Raw genomic sequence first — 18,729 nt, 5'->3', positions numbered from 1 at the left:
TCGCGGCCAGCGCCCGGCGTAAGCAGTCTTGGTGTCTTCACGAGGAAAGCTTGGCGGCTTCCTGTCTTGCGAATGCGATGACGTCCTGGAAGTACCCGGGAGCGCCTTCGTCTCCGACAAGCATGACGCGGTCTAGCAGCAGGTTGCCCCGTTCACACGACGTCTCTGAAACCAAGGAGCAACCGTGACACGCGGCCAGGTTCATACTTCCGAGTCCTTGGCCACGGCTCCCACGACACAACGGATCAGATGAGCACCATGCTGCGCTCTCGAGCGCGGACAGCAGCGTCCTGACCAGTCGGGGTGGTTCTCCCTGGCGGACAAGCCCACCCAGCGTGCCCTCGGCGTCTCCGGCCGCTGTATAGATCAGCAGGCCTGCCTCTGGCTTCGGGCCTGTCGAGGCGTAGACGCGTTCGCGTAGGGAGGCGGCCGAGTAACCGCAGGAGAACGCCAGCTGCCGCATGAGGATATGGGCAAGCGTGTGTAGCAGGATGAGTCGCGGCGTCGCGTCGGAGAGCCGTGACCCAATCGGGGAGTCGCGTCGTCTGCGCTCCAGCTGTCGCGCACGTTCCGTTATCGCCTCGCGGTTCTCCCACTCCGTCAGGCGGCTTTCATCGAGGGTCAACAAGACGCCCTCGCCGAAGGACTCGACGGCTGGCAGCCATCGCGCGCGTCCCCTCGGCGCAAGGTTGACGTCGACGATATCGGCTGCGAGATCGTATCGGCGGAATCCGTGCAGCACTCGCACTTCCCGGAGTCTGTGGGCCAGCACGACGTGCCCCACCAGCTCTTCCGCGGCGCGGTGCACGGAAGGAGCGTTTGGCTTGAGGAAAGGGGTGGCGGAGACGATGAAGGTCGGTGTGCCGATCGACTCTGCGGGGTTGTCGATGGCCTGCTGGAACGCCTGCCATTCGTCGGCCAGAAGCCCGTCGCGTGCTGCCTTCACTTCGTCGTCGGGGCTGGTGGTGGAGGTGACCACTCGGCGTACCAGGTCTGTCGTTACCCCCAGCTCCTCCGCGATCAGCTCGATCAGCATCTCGGCGCGTGGTCCCGTCGGCGCCGATTTGACGTTCTCGAAGTTGCGATGCTGCCTGATCTCGGCTTCTTCATCACGTATGGGCATCGAGGGTTCGGGGATGTCCAGTGCGGTCGTGACTTCGTTGAGTGTCACGTTCGTCGCTCCGCGCTGCAGCACCTCGACCGGTTCGTCGCAGCCGTTCACGCTCGAGGGCTGCCAGGGTTGTCCGCCCGCGCATCGGAAGCCGATTCGGTTCAGGGCTCCCTTGGCCGTCAGATCGCCGAGGTCGCGGCTGGCGGAACAGACGGCGCAGTGCACGACGAGGCTGGATAGGCCCTCCGAACCTCCCCCCCGCGTCTTGAACAACAGGTCTTCTACCCGGCATCGCTCTTGGTCCGCGTTTCTGGGCTCGGAGTGTGTCCATCGGACCCAGGGAACGTCCATTGCGTGACCACGCTTGGTACCCACGGCGATGAAGCGCATGGGGACCATCGGGCCTCTGCAGTGTCTGCAAATGGGCACCTCCCCGGTCTCATCGTGGCGCTTGATGCGATGCATGCGCCGGCAGTCCTGGCAGAAGAGCCATCCAGGGAAGCGTTGATAGAAGATGCCGGGTGTGCGTCTCGAGGGATACGAGGGGACGCTAGGCGGGCTTCGGAGCTCTGTGACCCCGAGGCTCTCCTCCAGACGCCGGGACTCGATGCGCTGGGTGTGATCCACGGGCCATAGGCTGATGTCGGCGGCCATCAGCGATTCGCCGTCGATATCCAGGATGGCACCGACGCCGAACGGTGAGATGGTTTGACTGAGTCGGGTCTTCCTCATCAGGCCTCCCCCAGCGCGATCACCCGCACGGTGCGGTCGACTGAGCGCATCGAATGCATGGTCGGCCACGCATCCCGCCGCTCTCCGAAGTCGCACAGCAGTACCGGGTGTTCGTTGTCGCTGCTGTCGTAGCGCAGGTTCAACCCGAGTTCCTCAGCGCGGCGAGCCTTGCGCTCCCATTCGTTGACAAGCCGTTGTAATTCGACTCGAGTGTCCTCGGCTGCTTCCGGTTCGCACTCGGTCACGGCGTCGAGCAGGATGCGGACGGCCTTGGCCACGGGTGCGTCGGTAGCGCGGAACTGGCTGGCATCATCGTTAAATCGCAGTCCTGCACCGTGCCGGACGAGCATAACCAGCGCTGCGTGAAGTGATCGTTGCCGGGATGCCGCCGACCACGGTGTGACGCTGGTCGGTTCGACGTGGCGGTACAGCGATTCGTGGAACGCCCTGAAGGATTCGTAGTGGGAACGGTCTCGGGGTTTTCCCGCGCGGAGCAGGGTCACGACGAGGCCGGGCACGTCGGATCGGCCCACTCGGCTGGTGGCCTGGATGTATTCGGAGGTCGTCTTTGGCTGGCCGTTCATGAGCATCAGGCCGAGGCGACTGATGTCGATCCCGACGGACAGCATGTTGGTCGTGGCCACGAGGTCGATGGCATCACCGTGGTCGACGCGGCGTTCGAGGCGGGCGAGCCTCTTGATCAGGGCACTGGGCGGGACGTTACTGGTGAGTTCGACGACGCCGTCCCGGCGGATCCGCCGGGAGTTCTTTTCCCGCATCGATGCTCGGGCGGTGAGCATGCTTTCAATGTCGTCACGGGCGATGGTGACGGTTCGCCCGAGTTCTCGGAGCGAGTTGTGGTAGGCCACCACTGTCCAGTAGGCGTCCAGATCGCTGGGCTGTTCACGGACCAACATGGGCGCTTCGAGGAGGGCTACCGCGGCCAGGCCGGTCGCCCGGGACTGGGTGTGCGCCTGGGGCATTAGTCCCACATACATCCGGCCGGGCGACTCCCGGTCGACGGCGGCGAAGTAGCTATCGTCGGCGTCGAGCCCGCTGGGAGGAAATAGTGCGACCTCGGATCCGTATAGACGACGTACCTGTTCGGGCGCTGATCTGATCGTCGCAGTTGAGGCGACTACCTTGGCTCTAGTGCCGTTCCAGCCGATTAGCCCGAGGACGGCGGCCTCATAGAGTGCCACGGTCGTCCCCAGCGGACCCGACAGCAGGTGTAGCTCATCTTGGATGACGAGGCCCGGCGGATCGTACGGTGAGTTGTCGCGGCCCAGCACCACCCCTGCTTCGTTATGCCAGGGCATCCTGGCGAACTTGTCGACGGTTGCCACGAGAAGTGTGGGCGGATCGGCGAATATCTGCTGGTCGACGACCCGTACCGGCAGCTCCTGGTGGAAGGGGCACTCGGTGTGGGGGCAGAACAGTTCGAACGTGTGCCTGGTTGACCGCACACCGTAGGCGCCGTGATCCCTAGTGCGTTGCGCAGGGAGCAGCGGCGTGGCGCACCAGGGGCAATTGTTGATCTGGAAGGGGTTGTCTGGCTCCGACGCCCTACGAAGCTCTCGGGTAAGAGCGTGGGCCTCCTCGAACCTGTTCGGCGTCGTCTCGCCACCGACCCAGAGACCGATCGAGAAGGGAGCCTTTCCGGCAAGCCGGTCGTCCTTTTGGCGCATGCGCTCTAGCGCGCAGATGAGGGTCGCGGCTCGTTGGAACTGCTGGGCGGTGAGCATACGCAGGGTGTACCTGGTGAGGACGGCTGTTCCTCCGCCGTGGTGTCCCCGTATCAGCCGCCTGTGGATCATCTCGAATGCGGCTAGGGCGAGGTAAGCCTCAGTCTTACCGCCGCCGGTCGGGAACCAGATCAGGTCCACGACGCCCCGGTCCTCATGCTTGCTGTTAGCGGTCGAGGCGATGGTGAGAAGCTGAAAGGCGAGCTGGAACGGGTACCAGGCCGGTTCCGACATCTCGGATGGCCGCTCGACCAGAGGCTGGTTACGCCGTCCGGGTGCAACCTTGGCGTGACGGGTCTGCAGGATCTGTTCACGCATAGCCTTGTTGGCCAGACGGAACGCGACCAGTTCGTTACCGTTCTTCGCCAGGACGCGTACACCTTCGCGCATCCTTGCCCGGGCCGTGTCCATGCGGGTCAGGAGCCGGCTCGCCGCGTCGCTGTGATGGGCGCCGAGCGTCGGCGCCTCTTTGTGGCGTGCTTCTACCCACTCGTCGTAGGCGTCGATGAATGCATCGAGGGCCTCGACTAGCCGTGCCGTCGGCACGGTCTGGTCCGCAAGATATGCCAGGCGCAGTACGGCGGAACCGCGGGATCCAGGAGACACACCAGGCACGATGCTCCGGGGCAGCATCTCAGTCGCCACCGTGCGAACCGTTCCATCGGGCAGGGCGTCCCACGTCACCGAGCATCCGTGCCCGACCCCGTAGACCTGCCGGTGTCGGTACAGCAGCTGCAGTTCCTCGTCTTCTTGGTCGTCACTGAGCAGGGTGACCGAGGGGTACGGCCGCACCTGGCCGCTCTCTACGGTGCAGACAATGCGGACCTGGAACAGACAGTCCTCAGTGGGAGGCGGGGACTCTGCGTTGTCGTGGCGGGCACTGTTTTCAACCGCCACCGTGACCAGCCATGCATCACCTGTCCTGCGCCACTCGGCGCGAAGCCGTGCGGCACCGTCGAAGCAGGCGACCGGGTCGGTCTGCGGGTCGAGCACGATGGGTGCTTCAGTCAGTGGCAGGCGTCGCCAGCCGGTTTCGTCGGCTAGGCGCTCGTAGCGTGCCGCGGACAGCAGGACGGTGATCTCGGCTCCGTCATGGAGGAAAGATATGGCTGCAGAGGCTGGATGCCATGCATTCGCCAGCTCGATCGGTTCGTCAAGCCCTTCCTCGTGGCCGTCGTCGCCCAGGATCTCACCGTCGAGGGGCTGGGCCGCGGGTCCACGAGGGTAGAGGGTGCCGACGAGGTACACCCTGTCGGGGCGGTCCTTCAGCACCTCTGACTCATCGTTCTCAGGGCCGAGGTATTGGCGCCGCAGGTATGTGACGACGTCCTCGCGCAGTCGAGCGAAGGTTCGCGGTTCAGGCATCGCGGCGTCCTTCGGGCATCTTCGACAACTGTTGCCAGGCTAACGGACTGACGGCCAGCCACAGGGAGACCCGTGGCCTGGTCATAGCAACATACAGCTTCGACATGTCGCGGGCCTCGGACAGGTCATCCACGTCGATCACCAAAACGTGCTGTGCCTCCAAGCCCTTGTACTCCTGAACCGTCACCAATCGGGCGACACCCGCGACCGTTGGCGTTCCGGAACCCGTCTCGGCGACCAGTTGTCCTCTCATGAAAGCGCGGCTTCTCGTGGCAGCGCTATTCGCAACCGAGTCCCGCAACGTGACGACCACGATCTCGGCGAGGTCGATCTCCTCCTGACGGAACCTTTTGAGGCGTGCATCCAGCAGAGCCGCTGCATCGAGGTCGGTGGCGGGCCTCACGAAGTCCACCGCCGGGCCCTGGCCCGCCTTCGCGACACCCAGGTCGGCCCCGGTCATAAGCTGTGTCTGATCGACGATCGCTGAGGTGTTCCGGCAGTTGTACGGGAGCTGGTAGCGGGCGGCGCCGGCCGCCACCTCCTGATAGATGTCGGGGTCGAAGGCGCCATGAATGTTCGTCTGATTGTTGGGATCACTGAACATGCGCCATCGGCCTCGCTGTAGGCCCCCCACGACGAGCCGGTCGAGTTCCAGGCAGTCGTCGAGGTTGAGTAGGTCCTGCGCCTCGTCCACGACGAGGACGTCGAAGGGGTCGAGCTTCTCCGCATCGGACCATGGCACGCACCTGACCTTGGTCTCGCCGAGCGAACGACGCATCACATCGACGACGCCGGAAGAGCGACAGGTGAGAAGAACGGATGCCCCGCTGCTCGCCGCGCGGCGGGCCGTCTCGACCGCGAGAAGTGTCTTGCCCGAACCGGCGCCGCCCGTGCAGAAGATCCTGTCGTTGATCTCGCTGCCGCGCAGCATGTCGTACTGCTCCCGAGCCAACGCCACATACTCGGACTCGATGGCACCGGTCAATAGTGAGAGGCGGGGTACGCGGTCGAAGTCCGGCCGCAACACCGACAGGACACTCTGGTAGTCAGATCCCCTTGGGATACGAGACGACCTGCCGCGCCAGAATCTGAGGGCCTTGATCAACGCCGTTTCGAAGCCACTGACGGTCATGGCCGAGGGCCCGATGTGTTCGGCCGGATCCCACTCCAGGTCACGGTCCAGTGCCTGGCCGGGGGTCACGACAACGGTGCCGAACGCCGCAGTGAGGCCGGGTATGCGCTGTGCCAAGGTCGCCTCGAGGGCAAACATCGCGCTACGCGCCTGCTCGAACGGGCCTTCGCGTTTGGTGTGAACCTCTCCGAACCGATCCGTGAAGGTCCACAGGCCGTCCCGCCGAGACAGCCTGCCGCCCTTCACCTCGATGACCAGCAGCAGGTCTCGCAGCACTATGAGGAAGTCGATTTCCGCCATGCGCTTGTACTCGTGGCGTGGCAGATGAACCGAGTAGAAGCAGGTTGCTGGCTCACCCAGATCTGCCTGGGACAACAGCTTGGCGACACGTGTCTCCGCAACCGACTGGACGTATCCGAGCCGGTCCAGCCCAGGGATGATCTTCAGTTGGGACCACCACCCTGGTTCTTCCATAGGTGGTCGAACTTCTGGTAAGCGAGTTCCTCGCCGAAGGTCTCGAAGGTGTCCGCGACGTTGACGACCAAGCACTCAGCCTTACCGCCGTTGGCAGGCCCGCGTAGAGCCCGCCCGACCATCTGGATGTAGGCGTTCGGGCTGAAGGTGGGCCGCGCAATGTAGAGCGCCCGAACGCCCGGGGCGTCGAACCCCTGGGTCAGGACGTTGCAGTTCGTCAGCACCTGGATCGTTCCGTCACGGAACGCCTCGATCGTTCGCCGCCGTTCAGTCGTCGGTGTGGCGCCACTGATGGTGGCCGACGAGATGCCACGCAGCCGAAGGAGCGCGGACAGGGTCTGCGCGGCAAGCACCGATGAGGTGAAGACGAGGATCGGCCAGTCTTCAGGCAGCTTCGAGATGTCGTCCAGCAGGCGCAGGGTTCGATGCTGGTCTCGACCGACTCGCTCGAGGACCGATCGCGGGACGTCACGGTATCGGGCCAGTTGCTGCCGTTCGGCGGGGTCCAGGGCGTAGTAGGAGCCTGGCAGGACTCGGTGCTGGATCCTGGCCAGCACCTCGAGCCGCTGCAGTTCACCGTACGGGTCATCACCCAGCACGTTGAGCTGCCTGTTGTTGAAGCGGCTTGCCAGGGCCTTGTTCGCGGCTTCTCCGGTTCCCTTAAATGGGGTCGCTGTGAGCCCGAGCAGTGGGCGGGCGGTCCTCCCTTGGCCGATCCCGAGCCATCGAAGTGTGGCCGTAATGCCCTGTGCCGTGGCACCGTGCGCTTCGTCTATGACCACGACCGCAGCATCCAGCAGCCAGTCGTAGTCGGAGCGGAGGCGGACGTGGTCGAGCTTCGCATCTGTGGCCACGACGACGTTCGCGTCGGAGTCACTCGCAGTGACCTCGTTTTTATCCCACAGTCGGCACAGCCGCAGCGGGCGATTGCCGACCTGGCGCCACACCGTCGCCCACGTCTGGATCGCCTGCTCGCAGAGTTCCTCGCTCTGGGCGATCCAGAGGACGGGGCCGGTGAAGATGCGGTCGTGGATGGAGGTGGCCAACGCCTCGACCGTCACGCGGGTCTTGCCTGCCCCGGTGGGAAGGAAGAGGAGCGCTCGATCAGGCTTGTCGCTGGGATGCACGAGATCCTGGATCTGCTCGGCCAGGCGCTGTTGGTAGTCGTGGAGAGGTTTCAGATCGGGGGGGCCGAGGACTGTGATGTCGGAGTCGAGCTGACGGCCACGCTCGCCGGCGAACTCGGCGGAGAATCCCAGCTTGCGCACGAAGGCAATGGCCGGTGCAGATCCAGCCCAGGTTTCGGGTACGGGGTAACCATTGTCCCGGAGGTCGTGGCGCAGTTCGCTGAGCACGTTGTAGCCATGTACATGCCACAGCAGCTCGGCGACCTGCTTGTTCCCGGCGTCGCCCGACACCGCCCGTACCGTCTCGAGCAGCCCCGCGGGCAGCTTGGCCTCAAGGGCGGCGACGGGGAGCAGGGCCAGCAGTTTATCCCCCGGCTCGTGCAGTGAGCGTGCCTGTGCCATGGCGGCTTGGATCCGCTCGCTGTCGGCCTCTTGAAGGATGCGCGTGATGGCCAGGGCGTCGAGACCGAGCTGGAAGTGCTCTGAGATCCTCGCGAGCAAGTCCTCCTCGCCCAGTGAGTTCTCGAAGTAGATCGTACGTCTGGCGACCGCGAAGTCCTCGGGACGGCTGTCGGTTCCTGTGGGTAGGGTCACCGCCCGGCTCAGGGAGGCGCATCCGATCAGCTCGAACTCGTCGAGTTCTCCGCTTGTGTAGTCGCGCAGGCGGCGGAAGCGGTCGAGGAGCACGATGGGTTCGCTCGGCGTCTCAGGGAGGATCTCCACCCGGAGCATCGACGCAGCGGACTGGCATCCCCATCTCTCGACGAGGCCCTGTGCGACCGACTCGTCTTCGACGACGACGAACGGAAGCCCTTCCTCCTTCAGCGTTCTGACCTCTTGATCGGTGTTGGCGATGAGCAGCTGTGCGGTCGGCACGCTGTCGTAGCCGTTGTTACTTACTGCAGGTAGGCACTCCGGCACGTCGCCGGCTGGCAGCCGCTGGAGCGCGGTGCCGATGAGTGCTCCGAGCTGTCGGGCGTCGCCACCCACGGGCGTGCGCGAGACGAACTCACGCCACAGGTTGACGGACACGTCCTTCTCGTCGGCGATGGTGTCCAGCTTCGCGGCGACCTGCCAGCGCGCCACGGGAAGAAGGGGATCCAGGTGTGCGAGGTCGGGATGCAGGGAGCGCAGGGGCTCACGTGGACCCCAAGCTGTCTCCAGCAGCCCGTAGTTCTGCGCCGCCCAGATGTGTGGGGCGGCGACCTGGTGTGGCGCGAATTTCTTGGTGTTGGGGTGTTGCAGGGTCCACGTCGGCGGGGTGTCGATCTCGAGCAGAGCTCTTGTCCAAAGCATGCGTGCTCGGTCGTCGTGCGTGTCTTGGAACCGTCGTAGCACGTGTAGTGGCGTGGGGCCTTCCTGCTCGACGAAGTCGATGTCGCCGCGTTCGGGACGGCCACGTGGGGGCAGGCTCTCCACGTACTCGACGCGCTGCCTGCGTCGATACTCGGACAGCGTCAAGTCTTGTAGTGCGACGCTGCTGATCACCGGTCGATCGGCCACACCGATGACTCTGAGCAGATCCAGATGAAGCTCATGGTAATCGATGTCGACCGCTAGAGAGGCATCGATCGGATCCACGAGGCCGGGGGTTACTGCGCAGCCGACGTGTTGCCAGGAGCCGTCGCGGCACTGCACCTTGAGGGTGGCGCCCTTCCTGACATGTTCGAGGAGGATGACCTGAGCGTCGCGAACGCTGACGTCCGAGACCAGGTTCCAGAAGTCCCGCCACTCCTGGCCCGTCCACCGGTTGGCGACTGTCGTGGCGAGCTGCTGCAACTCGTGCTTAGGGTCGACGTCGGTGAAACCGAGTGCTCGGAGCTGATCCTCGACGTCCGGCAGGTCGAGGAAACTCGGCCGCACCAGTCGGATCCCGGCAGTCGCACTGAGGCGGTCACCGCGCAGGAAGAGGTTGTTCACCAGGCCGAGGCGGGTCAGCGTGCCCGAGGAGTCGGGAATGATGGGAGCGCGAAGCATGTCTCGGCGGACTGGTTCGTCTCCGATGGTGAAGACCACTTTCAGCGCGGCTACGCATTGTTCGTCGCTGGCGTCGGGTACCAGACTTGTCAGCCAGTCCGCCGCACTCAGTTCGTTCGGTGCGGGTCGGGTGGCATCGCCTCGCACCAGCCTACGGAGGCGGGCGCGACGTGTCGGCGTCCGGTAGCAGGTCCAATGTGGGCTGCGGACGGGCCTGCCAGGAGCCTGGCTCCACGCCACGAAGCTAGCCATCTCCAGGCGGAGGTCTGCGTTCGCGTATTCCAGATCCGCGGGCAGACGCAGGAGACCCTCGGCGTCCGGTACGCACGCCTCCGTCGCGGCGGCCTCGGGCACGAGCTCGGTCAGCCGGAGATCACCGAAGTTGTCAGTCTCGCGGCCACGTGCCGGCATGTAGTCGAAATGACGCGCCGGGTCCTCCTCGGTTCGCAGGTGCGGCAGAGCGGTCACCACGAGATCCGAGGCCACCCTGAGCAGTTCTTCGTTGAATCGACCGGGGAGGAGGTTGGTTCGGTCATCGCTGATGTGCCAGGGCGCATTGAAGATCCCACGGGCCGACGTGTAGTCCTGCAGCGGGAAATACGCCCAGAAGCGGCCCAACGTCTGCGTCTCGTCCAGCGGGGCAGCGTAGGAGACAGTGACCTCCGGTCGCCGGATGGCCTCGCTGACCTCGGCCAGCGCCTCCTCAGAGGGCCGGTGCGTCTGGTGCCATACCATCCAGTCCGCCGACGTGCCCTCCGTCCCGATCAGCCGGTACCGCCGTTCACCGAGGTCTTCGCAACGGAACCCCTGTCCGGATCCGTCGGGAAACCTCATGACCAGTTCGGATACAAAGGGCGCGAAGAGCAGGAACTCTTTCGGGAAGCTCCGCATGTCGTCGTTCAACCGCTGGTTGGAACCCGCCAAAGGCAACCGGATGATCGTCTGCGCCCAGTCGCCGAGGCCGGACAGAATTGGATCCGTGCTCATCTCCGCCCTGGCGTCAGCGAGAATCGGCAGACGCAGCACCGGGTACTTCGGCGCGTCCGGCGCCACCCGCGTCAACGCCCGGCGGCTCGCCTCAGCGCTGAAGGAGAAGGACACGGAGCGGCTGAGGACCAAGGGGGTGTTGGTGACGCCGAGTACTGACTTGAAGCCGAGGCCGAACCGGCCCATGTCGTCGCCGCGTTTGCCGCTGAGGTAGGCATGAGAGAGCGCCTCCAGCCCGTCCAGCCCGAAGGGTGCACCCTCGTTGGCGCAGTAAAGCGTGCCGTCGAAGAGCACCACCTCCACGCGGCCGCGGGTTCCGGCGCGCCGCAGAGCATCCGCGGCGTTCTGGACCAGTTCGAGCACCTGCCGCTGGGCGTATCCGCCGGTCCTGAACCCGTCCTCTTGGAGACCGTGTTCCCCGACTAGCAGTGGATCAGCCTCGTACGCGTTCAGGGCATTCTTCCGGTGCGTCTCGATCCATGCCTGAAGGGCTGGATCAGGCTGGTCCCAGTTGGCTGCGGTCGGCACGGTGATCATTATGGGGACCGAAGTACCGTTGGTGGGACCCCTAGTCGGCCGAGAGCTTCGACTGAGCGGCTGAATGTACCGGCGCGCGGACGGACATACCTCAAGGCTCAGTGCACTCGTCCGCCGCGCGGCCGGCTCTCCGTAGCCGCGCCGCAACGCGTGCCACCTTGGCTGCAGCCTCTTCCGCAGGCTCGTGCTCCCAGATCCTCACGACTATCCAGCCTGCCGTCGCCAAGACGGCGTTCGTCTCGGCATCCCGTCGACGATTGGTCGAGACCTTCTCAGCCCAGAAGGCGGCGTTCCTCTTGGCCACCGTGTGATGGTCAGGGCAGCCGTGCCAGAAGCAACCGTCAAGGAACACCGCGAGCCGCAGGCGCGGAAACAGGAGGTCTGCCGTGCGGCGGACGGATTTGATCGGACGCCTGTTGACGTAATAGCGCAAGCCGAGGGCGTGCACGGCCCGGCGGAGCGCCAGTTCAGGCCGCGTGTCGCGTCCCGTATTCGCCTGCATGGACTTCCGCACCCCTGCGGACGAAGCCCAGGATTTTTCGGACATGCGTTCTACCTCACCGGCGCGCCGGCGTTGCTTCGAGAGCAGGGGCAACTAACATGTCGCGGGTGAGCGACCGCCTAAGCATGATCGACCTGTTTGCAGGGTGCGGCGGTATGACCGTCGGTTTCCATAGTGAGGGCTTTCGTCCGGTTCTCTCTGTAGAGTGGGACTTGGCGGCGGCGGCAACCTACGCCGCCAACTTTGGCGAATCGCACACGCGGTGGGGGGACATCGCCCTCGTCCGTGAAGACGAGATCCCTCAGGCTGAGGTGATCATCGGTGGGCCGCCCTGCCAGGGGTTCTCGAACCTTGGCAGCAAGGACGTCGACGATCCGCGCAACAAGCTCTGGAAGGAGTATCTCCGCTTCGTTGTAACGGCGCAGCCCCAGGTGTTCGTCATCGAGAACGTGGAGCGCTTCTCGAGAACCAGCGAGTTCCAGCTCCTGTTCAACGAGGCCGACCACGGCATTATCAAGGACTACGAGCTCAGCTCGGGAGTCCTGCTCGCAGCCGACTACGGAGTGGCGCAACGTCGTCCTCGTACCATCGTGATCGGATCCCGCATCGGCAGCATACCGCTACCGCTGCCCACACACGCCAAGGTGCCGACCGGGGATCTCCTGCCATGGGAGACGGTGCGTAGCCGCATCGGATCCGTGGATGAGCATCCGGCTACGACAGAGCTTCCCGACGCCACGACGGAGTATTTCGGCGAGCGCATCAAGGGTGAGTTCAAAGGAACAGACATCCATTTCGGTCGACAACCTACAGCTCGATCGCTCGAACGCTATGACCACATCCCTCCAGGTGGAGGTCGTTTCAACCTCCCGGACCACCTCTTGTCTCGCTGTTGGCGTGAGAAGAAGACCGGGACGACGGACGTCATGGGACGCATGCGCTGGGATGCGCCGTCGTTGACGATCCGCACGGAATTTTTCAAGCCAGAGAAGGGCCAGTACCTTCATCCGCAGTGGGATCCCGTCGACCCGGCACGGCGGGTGAACCGCGTCATCACTCACTACGAGGCGTCACTGCTGCAGGACTTCCCCAAGGATTACCTGTGGTGCGGTTCGAAGATCGAGATAGCCAAGCAGATCGGCAACGCGGTGCCGTCCGGCTTGGCCGCAGCCATCGCGCGCCACCTCAAAGATTACCTGCGCTGAACTGTCAGCCCCATAGAGCAACACGGAACGGGGCTGTTTGACGAGGGGAGCCTGGTCTGGCAGCCTCCGCCTGTGTCGGTCACTCAAGGTGAACTCTTCTCGGATGACGCGGTCGATGTCGTGATACCTCGCACCGTCGATGTCGTGACACCACGCACCGTCGAGGTCGTGATACCACGTACCCTCCGGGTACACCGCAGGCGCGTACTGCCACGCCGCCCGTCAACCACGGGCCGGCCACGACCTGCCACGGGGCCCGCGCCGTTCCGAACGGACGCACGGCCGCCCACCCCGCAGGAGGACCCCGAGCTGTGGGGTGTATATGCGGCCATCAAGTCCATGGATCCAGACGGCGTACGAACGGGATATGCGATCCGGGAAGCGCTCGACCAGATCTACGACGGCCAACGTACCGGCCGCTGGGACTTCACACAGCTCATGAAGACCGAGAAGACGCACATAGGCACACTCGTCGAGATCTGGCTGCAGCGGGAATTCGGCTTCGACGACGGGGAGGAACTCGATTATCGGATAGCCGGCGTGGACGTCGACTGCAAGTGGTCGTTGAACCTGTACGACTGGGAGATCCCCCAGGAGATGCACAGCCGGGGCGCCAAGCTGGCTTTCGTCGCCTGGGCCAACGAGTACACCGCGCGGTGGGCATCGGGCCTCATTCGCATAAGCGAAGAGGTGCTCAAACCATTGGGACGCCAGCGCGACGGGAAACGACGGCTCAATGATCGCGGGCGTGACCGCATCCTCTGGGTAGTGCCCGGTGCGGACCTTGTGAGCAATACGCTTCTACATATCAAGGACGCCACCAAGCTGGACCTCATCGCCTACGCCAGGCATGGTCAGACCGCCGTCACGAACCTGTTCCGAGAACTGACCGGCGAGCTGGTCAATCGGGCCACGGTCCTCACCGCCGCCCAACAAGTCGACAGTGCCAAGCGAGTACGCGACGCTCGTAGGAAGTTGAAGCCCGAGGGCATAGTGATCTTCGGTCACTATGCGCCGCACCCCCAGATGGCACAAGAACTCGGCCTGCCTGCACCCACGCTCGGCAGGTTCGTCAGCACTCGTCTGCACCCTTGGGGACAAGGTGACCCCGAGCCATTCGTCGAGGTCAACGGAGGTGCATGGCGGCGCGCGCGGCCAGAGGACCCCGTAGTCGAGGCTCCGACGCTCCCCGCCCAAGGCGAATGAGTGCCGCCCCTAGACCTGTGCCTGGGCGAACGAACTCGGGCTTGCTGAGGCCGTAAGCGGCCTCCGCATCGAGGTCATCGCATGGCGCGGGGCAGGGACCGCGGTCTGTAGGACGGAGGGACTCAACGGTGTCGGTCACTCACCGGATCTACCCGACGAACGAGAAGAGCGACTACTACCTCGACAACCCAAATGGGGACACTGAGGTGTCATCGCAGCGTCTGCTTGACGACATTGAGCAGAGCCCTGACAAGGCGGATCCGTGGATCCTTGGCACCGGGTACCGCAAAATGCGGCCCGGCGATGCGGTCTGGGTCTACGCCGCTGGTCGATACCAGTACATCTGCGCACTAGGGAAGGCTGTCGACATCTATCCCGACGGTAACCATTGGTACGCGTTGCTCGATCTGGAACCTCGACGCCACTCATAAGCTGATGCGAGAGCCGATCCCGCGCTCGGCGTTCGGTCAGGTCGCCCAGAGAGCGGCGGTCCGAGCCGACCGGAGGACGGTAGATGTCCTCGATGGCTGGCTGCGGTCCAGGAGCATCGCGCTGCCTGATCTTGAAGGCGAACCAGATCCTGCCGAGGACCTGCGGCTCCGCACACTGCGATACATCGTTCAGCGGCAGGGGCAGGCGAGCTTCCGGCAGCGGCTGCTCGACGCGTATGACGGAAGGTGTGTCGTGACCGGTGAGTCGGCCGACGCTGTACTCGAAGCGGCGCACACCGACTCGTACATGGGTCCGCACGGCAACCGCATCACGAACGGCCTCATCCTCCGCGCGGATCTGCACACGCTCCTTCGACTTGCATTGTGCCCCCCCGCTTAGCCTTCGGATGCAGTTGCACCTCGTCCGGCGACAAAGACGCCGAGGCCTTGGTGGCCGTACAGCTCGCCTGTCTCGATGAGGATCGTGATGGCCTGGCGGACTGTTGACTGGCTGCCGACCTCGTACATCTCGGCGAGCGCCTTTGTGGATGGCAGCTTGTGGCCGGGAGGCCACTCGCCCGAGGCGATGCGCTCCCTGATGTCGGCGATGATTCGCCGGTAGTGCGGCTCGAACTTACGTGGTGCGGGCATGCGAAGTACTCCCAGCTAGACCCACACATCTGATCACGGGAGCCGGGAGAACTTCAAGGGCATCGTTGACTTTACCAGTAACGCCGGTAAAGTGGGAAGGCGAGGAAGCGCCCCAGCTAGGCACTGCGGTGGATCCTTCGTCGGAGCAGCAGCCGCCTCGGCTGGCCGAATCCCCCGAGTTCGCGCTGGCCAGCGCGCTGCTCCGACGCACAGAAGCTTCCCGCCACAGCCGCTGCATCGACGGAGGGAGGAGCAGAGAACAGGACTTCCGGCCGTGACACAGCGGTGGGAGTAACAGGCAGGCCCGGGGTGGGTGCTGGGCTCCGACAGGTACGGACGCGTGGTCGTACCTGTCGTCCCCGCCCGCCTCGGCGCCGCAACCATCCAGCAATGGGAGGGACATGGACTCGATCGACGACTTCCTCGGCGAACTACCCCTACCGCCCTACGTCACCGCCGAAGACGTCACCTTCGCCGTCAAGGCAGTTACCGTGCACGCCGCCGAGCAGTGGCCCGACGGCCCGCGCTGCCGCAACGACCGCGCCCCGCACCCCTGCCGCCTGCACCGCTGGGGCCGGCGCGTCCTGATCCGTCGCGGCCTGAGCGAGCGGGAGATCGAGGCCGTGGTCGCCGAACAGACCGCGAGGCAGCCATGATCTATGTGACCGGGGAACGCCTGCAACCGCACCAGGTCCGCGCCGCCGCCTTCGACACACGCTGGCGTGGCCTCGACCCCGACCAGGTCCACGCCTACCTCAACCAGCTCGCCGACGAACTCGACCGCCTGCACCGCGAGTTGACCACCGCCAACACGGAGGCCGAACGCATCCGCCAGGCCCTACGCCAGTGGCAGTCCCGCCACACCGGCTGCCGCCACCCGGACCCCGACTGGTCACTCAACAACCGGTGGCGGCCGTGACCGAGCCCCGCTGGATCATCCACCTGCCCACCACCCTGACCAGCCACGACGCCGCCACCGACCTGGCCGTCGCACTGTACGACTCCCTCGGCCACGTCGCCGCCCTCGATTTCGGCGAGACCACCCTCAGCGAGGAGGACAGGCAGCACCTCCGCCACAGGGTCTGGTGCGACGCTCGGCTTGACGGCGGCCAGCGGTGCCGACTACGCGACGGGCACCCCGGATCGTGCGGGACCGCGGGGGAGGGCTGATACCGGTACCGTCCGGGGATGCTCGACGCCGAAGATCTTCTGGCCGCCTTCACGCCTCCCCAGCCGTACACGATGGAAGCCGCCGCCGGCGCTCCTCGCTCGCCCGGCGTGCACGTGGTCCTCGACCGCGGCACGGTCGTCTACGTCGGCTACACCGGGAACCTGCGCAATCGCCTCCGGCAGCACTTGACGGGTAACCGGGATTCGTCGGTGCTGCACGAGCAGGTCGGCCAGCTCCTCGACCAGCCCGGCCACGAGGCGTCGGCTGCGGACATCGCCGACTGGCTGGGCCGGTGCGAGGTCCGCTGGCAGGAGACCGACAACCCGGAGGGTACGAAGGAAGCCCTGGTCCTGGCCCTCAAGCCCCGCTTCAACCGGCAGGTGCCGAAGCCGCGCCGCTGAGAGGGCTGCGACTTCTGCTGGCCGAGGTACGGACCGCAGGCCCATCAGTCCTGTTTGCCGTCCGCCGCGCGGCCTGCCAACGCCGCCTCGAGGTTGTCGGCCATGACCGACAGGATCCGGACGGTCTCGGCGTACTGCTCGGGGGTGAGCCCGCGCAGCAGCAGCAGCCGCGTCTCGCCGACGCGCTCAGCCGCCGCGCCGTGTGCCGCGCGCCCCTGCTCCGTCAGGGTGAGCGCGTCGGCGTCGTACCCCACCCATCCCCGCGTGACCAGGCCGTCGGCGCCGTCAAGGGCGGCCTCGAGTTGGGGTACGCCATCCGGCCAGAACGGTGCGAGCGCCTGCTCCATCTCGCCGCGGCTGCGCGTCGCGCCGGAGAGCACGTTCAGGATCTGCCACTGCCGGCGGTCGAGGCCGAGGTCGCCCAGCGTCGCGTCGAACTGCTCGTCGATCAGGTTGTGCAGGTGCTTGAGCCAGTAGCCGATCGGCTTGTCGGTGCCGTTCACAACCGCCTCCCTCGGGTAAGTCCTTTCACCACAATTCGACTCGGTGTCAAATGGCGTCGGGTACGTGGTTCCGTGGCGCCGCCAGGGTCACGGGCATGACTGCTTCTAATCCTGGCCTGTCCCGCTTCCGCCGTACCGGGGCGATCGCGGCTGCCGCGCTGGCCGCGGTGGCTCTCGGTGTCGTTCCGGGCGCCCGCGCCGAGGCCGCCGGCGACACCCTCCCGCTGGGCGACGCCGACCTGCCGGAGGTACACACCAGCCATGCGCTGGCCGACGGCGTCACCCTGACCCGGATCGAGCGGGGGACCGAGCCTGCCCCAGCCGACCAGATCAACACCACCACCCGGGGCCCGTGGGTGGTCAACGTACTCACCATCGACCCGAGCCAGGCCCACGGGCACCTGCAGGCGACGTACGGCCCGAACCTGAGCCAGGTCGAGAAGACCACGGACCTCGTCCGCGCCTCCGGCGCGCTCGCCGGGGTCAACGCCTCCTTCTTCACCTTCACCGCCAGCCAGCTCTACCCCGGCGACCCGGTCGGGCTGGGGCTGTTCGGCGGGAAGCTGCTCAGCGAGCCCACCACCGACCCGGCCGAGGTCAACTTCGTCGTCGACGCCAACAGCAACCGCGCCCTGACCGGGAAGCTGACCTGGTCGGGCAGCGTACGGAACCGGCAGACCGACGCCACCCTGCCGCTGGAGTTCGTCAACCACCCGCCGGTCGTCCCCGCCGGCTGCGCCACCCTCGCCGACCAGACACAGTGCACCCTCCCAGGCGACGTCGTCGAGTTCACCCCCGAATTCGCCTCGTCCACCCCGACCGGCGCCGGCGTGGAGGTCGTGCTCGACCGGCTCGGCTGCGTGGTGCGCACCTCGACCACCCGCGGCACCACCCTGGCCGCCGGCGAGACCTCGCTGCAGGCGACCGGGCGGGACACCGCCGCCCTGCTGAATGTGGCCGGGCAGGGGTGCGTGGATCGGACCTCGACCCTGACCGACCAGGAGGGCGAGGAACTTCCCGTGCGGCCCGGGCTGTTCGGGGTGAACGGCCGTTACCCGTTGACCGCGGACGGCCAGATCGTCGTACCGGCCGGCTCCGGCAGCTTCTTCGCCCGCAACCCCCGTACCATCGCCGGAACCACGCAGGACGGGAAGATCGTCCTCGCAACCATCGACGGCCGCCAGACCACGAGCGTCGGCACCACCATGGACGAGACGGCCGCCGTCGCCCAGGCGCTCGGCATGCACAACGCGGTCAACCTCGACGGCGGCGGATCCACCGCGATGGCCGTCGAGGACGCTCTGGTCAACCAGCCGAGTGGGTCCGCCGAGCGGGCCGTCGGCGACGCGCTCGTCTACGTGGATGGCCCGTACCGCAGCGGGAACTGACCGCCGCCACTGACGAGCCGCAGCAGCGGCCACGTCCGTACTCAACAAGGGGGGTGCGGCCGGCCCCGTACGATCGGTGCCGGC

General features: G+C 65.7%; 16 protein-coding genes. 9 read left to right on the top strand and 7 right to left on the bottom strand.

Annotated features, from left to right (window positions below; genetic code table 11):
* Positions 1-37: 37 nt before the first annotated feature.
* From drmB to DKL51_RS30615, 5 genes are all read right to left on the bottom strand, one after another.
* Complete coding sequence (drmB, locus tag DKL51_RS30635) at positions 38-1,843, bottom strand: DUF1998 domain-containing protein (RefSeq protein ID WP_124812982.1); 1,806 nt, start codon at positions 1,841-1,843, stop codon at positions 38-40.
* On the bottom strand, positions 1,843-4,953 hold the full coding sequence (locus DKL51_RS30630; protein WP_124812980.1) for a helicase-related protein: 3,111 nt from the start codon (positions 4,951-4,953) through the stop codon (positions 1,843-1,845). Before DKL51_RS30630 ends, drmB begins: the two co-directional genes overlap by 1 nt.
* Positions 4,946-6,559 carry an NERD domain-containing protein gene (locus DKL51_RS30625; protein WP_124812978.1) on the bottom strand — a complete coding sequence of 538 codons (1,614 nt, stop codon included), beginning with the start codon at positions 6,557-6,559 and terminating at the stop codon, positions 4,946-4,948. The genes DKL51_RS30630 and DKL51_RS30625 overlap by 8 nt, the downstream gene beginning before the upstream one ends.
* Positions 6,529-11,187, bottom strand: a complete 4,659-nt coding sequence (locus DKL51_RS30620) for a DEAD/DEAH box helicase (RefSeq protein WP_124812976.1) — start codon at positions 11,185-11,187, stop codon at positions 6,529-6,531. The genes DKL51_RS30625 and DKL51_RS30620 overlap by 31 nt, the downstream gene beginning before the upstream one ends.
* A gap of 91 nt (positions 11,188-11,278) precedes the next feature.
* Positions 11,279-11,734: a very short patch repair endonuclease gene (locus tag DKL51_RS30615; RefSeq protein WP_124812974.1), complete on the bottom strand. Its 456-nt coding sequence runs from the start codon at positions 11,732-11,734 to the stop codon at positions 11,279-11,281.
* A gap of 53 nt (positions 11,735-11,787) precedes the next feature.
* Between DKL51_RS30615 and DKL51_RS30610 the strand changes: the two genes are divergently transcribed.
* The 4 genes from DKL51_RS30610 (at position 11,788) to DKL51_RS35940 (ending at position 14,931) form a co-directional block, all read left to right on the top strand.
* Entirely contained in the window at positions 11,788-12,894 is a 1,107-nt protein-coding gene (locus tag DKL51_RS30610; protein WP_124812972.1) for a DNA cytosine methyltransferase, read from the top strand.
* A 72-nt stretch (positions 12,895-12,966) separates the two neighbouring features.
* Positions 12,967-14,100: a NaeI family type II restriction endonuclease gene (locus tag DKL51_RS30605; protein WP_311768095.1), complete on the top strand. Its 1,134-nt coding sequence runs from the start codon at positions 12,967-12,969 to the stop codon at positions 14,098-14,100.
* Positions 14,101-14,228: 128 nt separating this feature from the next.
* Positions 14,229-14,531 carry a hypothetical protein gene (locus tag DKL51_RS30600; protein WP_124812968.1) on the top strand — a complete coding sequence of 101 codons (303 nt, stop codon included), beginning with the start codon at positions 14,229-14,231 and terminating at the stop codon, positions 14,529-14,531.
* Positions 14,532-14,535: 4 nt separating this feature from the next.
* A complete protein-coding gene (locus tag DKL51_RS35940) occupies positions 14,536-14,931 on the top strand; it encodes an HNH endonuclease signature motif containing protein (RefSeq protein ID WP_221623265.1) in 396 nt (131 codons plus the stop codon).
* Here the strand turns inward: DKL51_RS35940 and DKL51_RS30595 are convergent.
* Entirely contained in the window at positions 14,928-15,182 is a 255-nt protein-coding gene (locus DKL51_RS30595; protein WP_124812967.1) for a GntR family transcriptional regulator, read from the bottom strand. The genes DKL51_RS35940 and DKL51_RS30595 overlap by 4 nt on opposite strands.
* Before the next feature lie 401 nt (positions 15,183-15,583).
* Between DKL51_RS30595 and DKL51_RS30590 the strand changes: the two genes are divergently transcribed.
* Genes DKL51_RS30590 through DKL51_RS30575 form a run of 4 tightly spaced genes read left to right on the top strand, consistent with a single transcriptional unit; the run spans position 15,584 to position 16,754 of the window.
* On the top strand, positions 15,584-15,838 hold the full coding sequence (locus DKL51_RS30590; RefSeq protein WP_124812965.1) for a hypothetical protein: 255 nt from the start codon (positions 15,584-15,586) through the stop codon (positions 15,836-15,838).
* Positions 15,835-16,101, top strand: coding sequence for a DivIVA domain-containing protein (locus DKL51_RS30585; protein WP_124812963.1), 267 nt, complete (start codon positions 15,835-15,837; stop codon positions 16,099-16,101). The genes DKL51_RS30590 and DKL51_RS30585 overlap by 4 nt, the downstream gene beginning before the upstream one ends.
* Positions 16,089-16,352: a hypothetical protein gene (locus tag DKL51_RS30580; RefSeq protein WP_311768094.1), complete on the top strand. Its 264-nt coding sequence runs from the start codon at positions 16,089-16,091 to the stop codon at positions 16,350-16,352. The genes DKL51_RS30585 and DKL51_RS30580 overlap by 13 nt, the downstream gene beginning before the upstream one ends.
* An 18-nt stretch (positions 16,353-16,370) precedes the next feature.
* Positions 16,371-16,754: a GIY-YIG nuclease family protein gene (locus DKL51_RS30575; protein ID WP_124812959.1), complete on the top strand. Its 384-nt coding sequence runs from the start codon at positions 16,371-16,373 to the stop codon at positions 16,752-16,754.
* Positions 16,755-16,798: 44 nt separating this feature from the next.
* Here the strand turns inward: DKL51_RS30575 and DKL51_RS30570 are convergent, their stop codons facing one another.
* Positions 16,799-17,257: a winged helix DNA-binding protein gene (locus DKL51_RS30570; RefSeq protein ID WP_124812957.1), complete on the bottom strand. Its 459-nt coding sequence runs from the start codon at positions 17,255-17,257 to the stop codon at positions 16,799-16,801.
* Between the two features lie 143 nt (positions 17,258-17,400).
* Between DKL51_RS30570 and DKL51_RS30565 the strand changes: the two genes are divergently transcribed.
* Positions 17,401-18,645 (top strand): phosphodiester glycosidase family protein, encoded by a 1,245-nt coding sequence (locus DKL51_RS30565; RefSeq protein WP_438819682.1) that lies wholly within the window; start codon positions 17,401-17,403, stop codon positions 18,643-18,645.
* The last annotated feature ends 84 nt before the right edge of the window (positions 18,646-18,729 follow it).

Source organism: Micromonospora globispora (genome assembly GCF_003857015.1).
Classification (GTDB): Bacteria; Actinomycetota; Actinomycetes; order Mycobacteriales; family Micromonosporaceae; genus Micromonospora; species Micromonospora globispora.
This window is presented reverse-complemented; position numbering and strand designations above follow the sequence as displayed.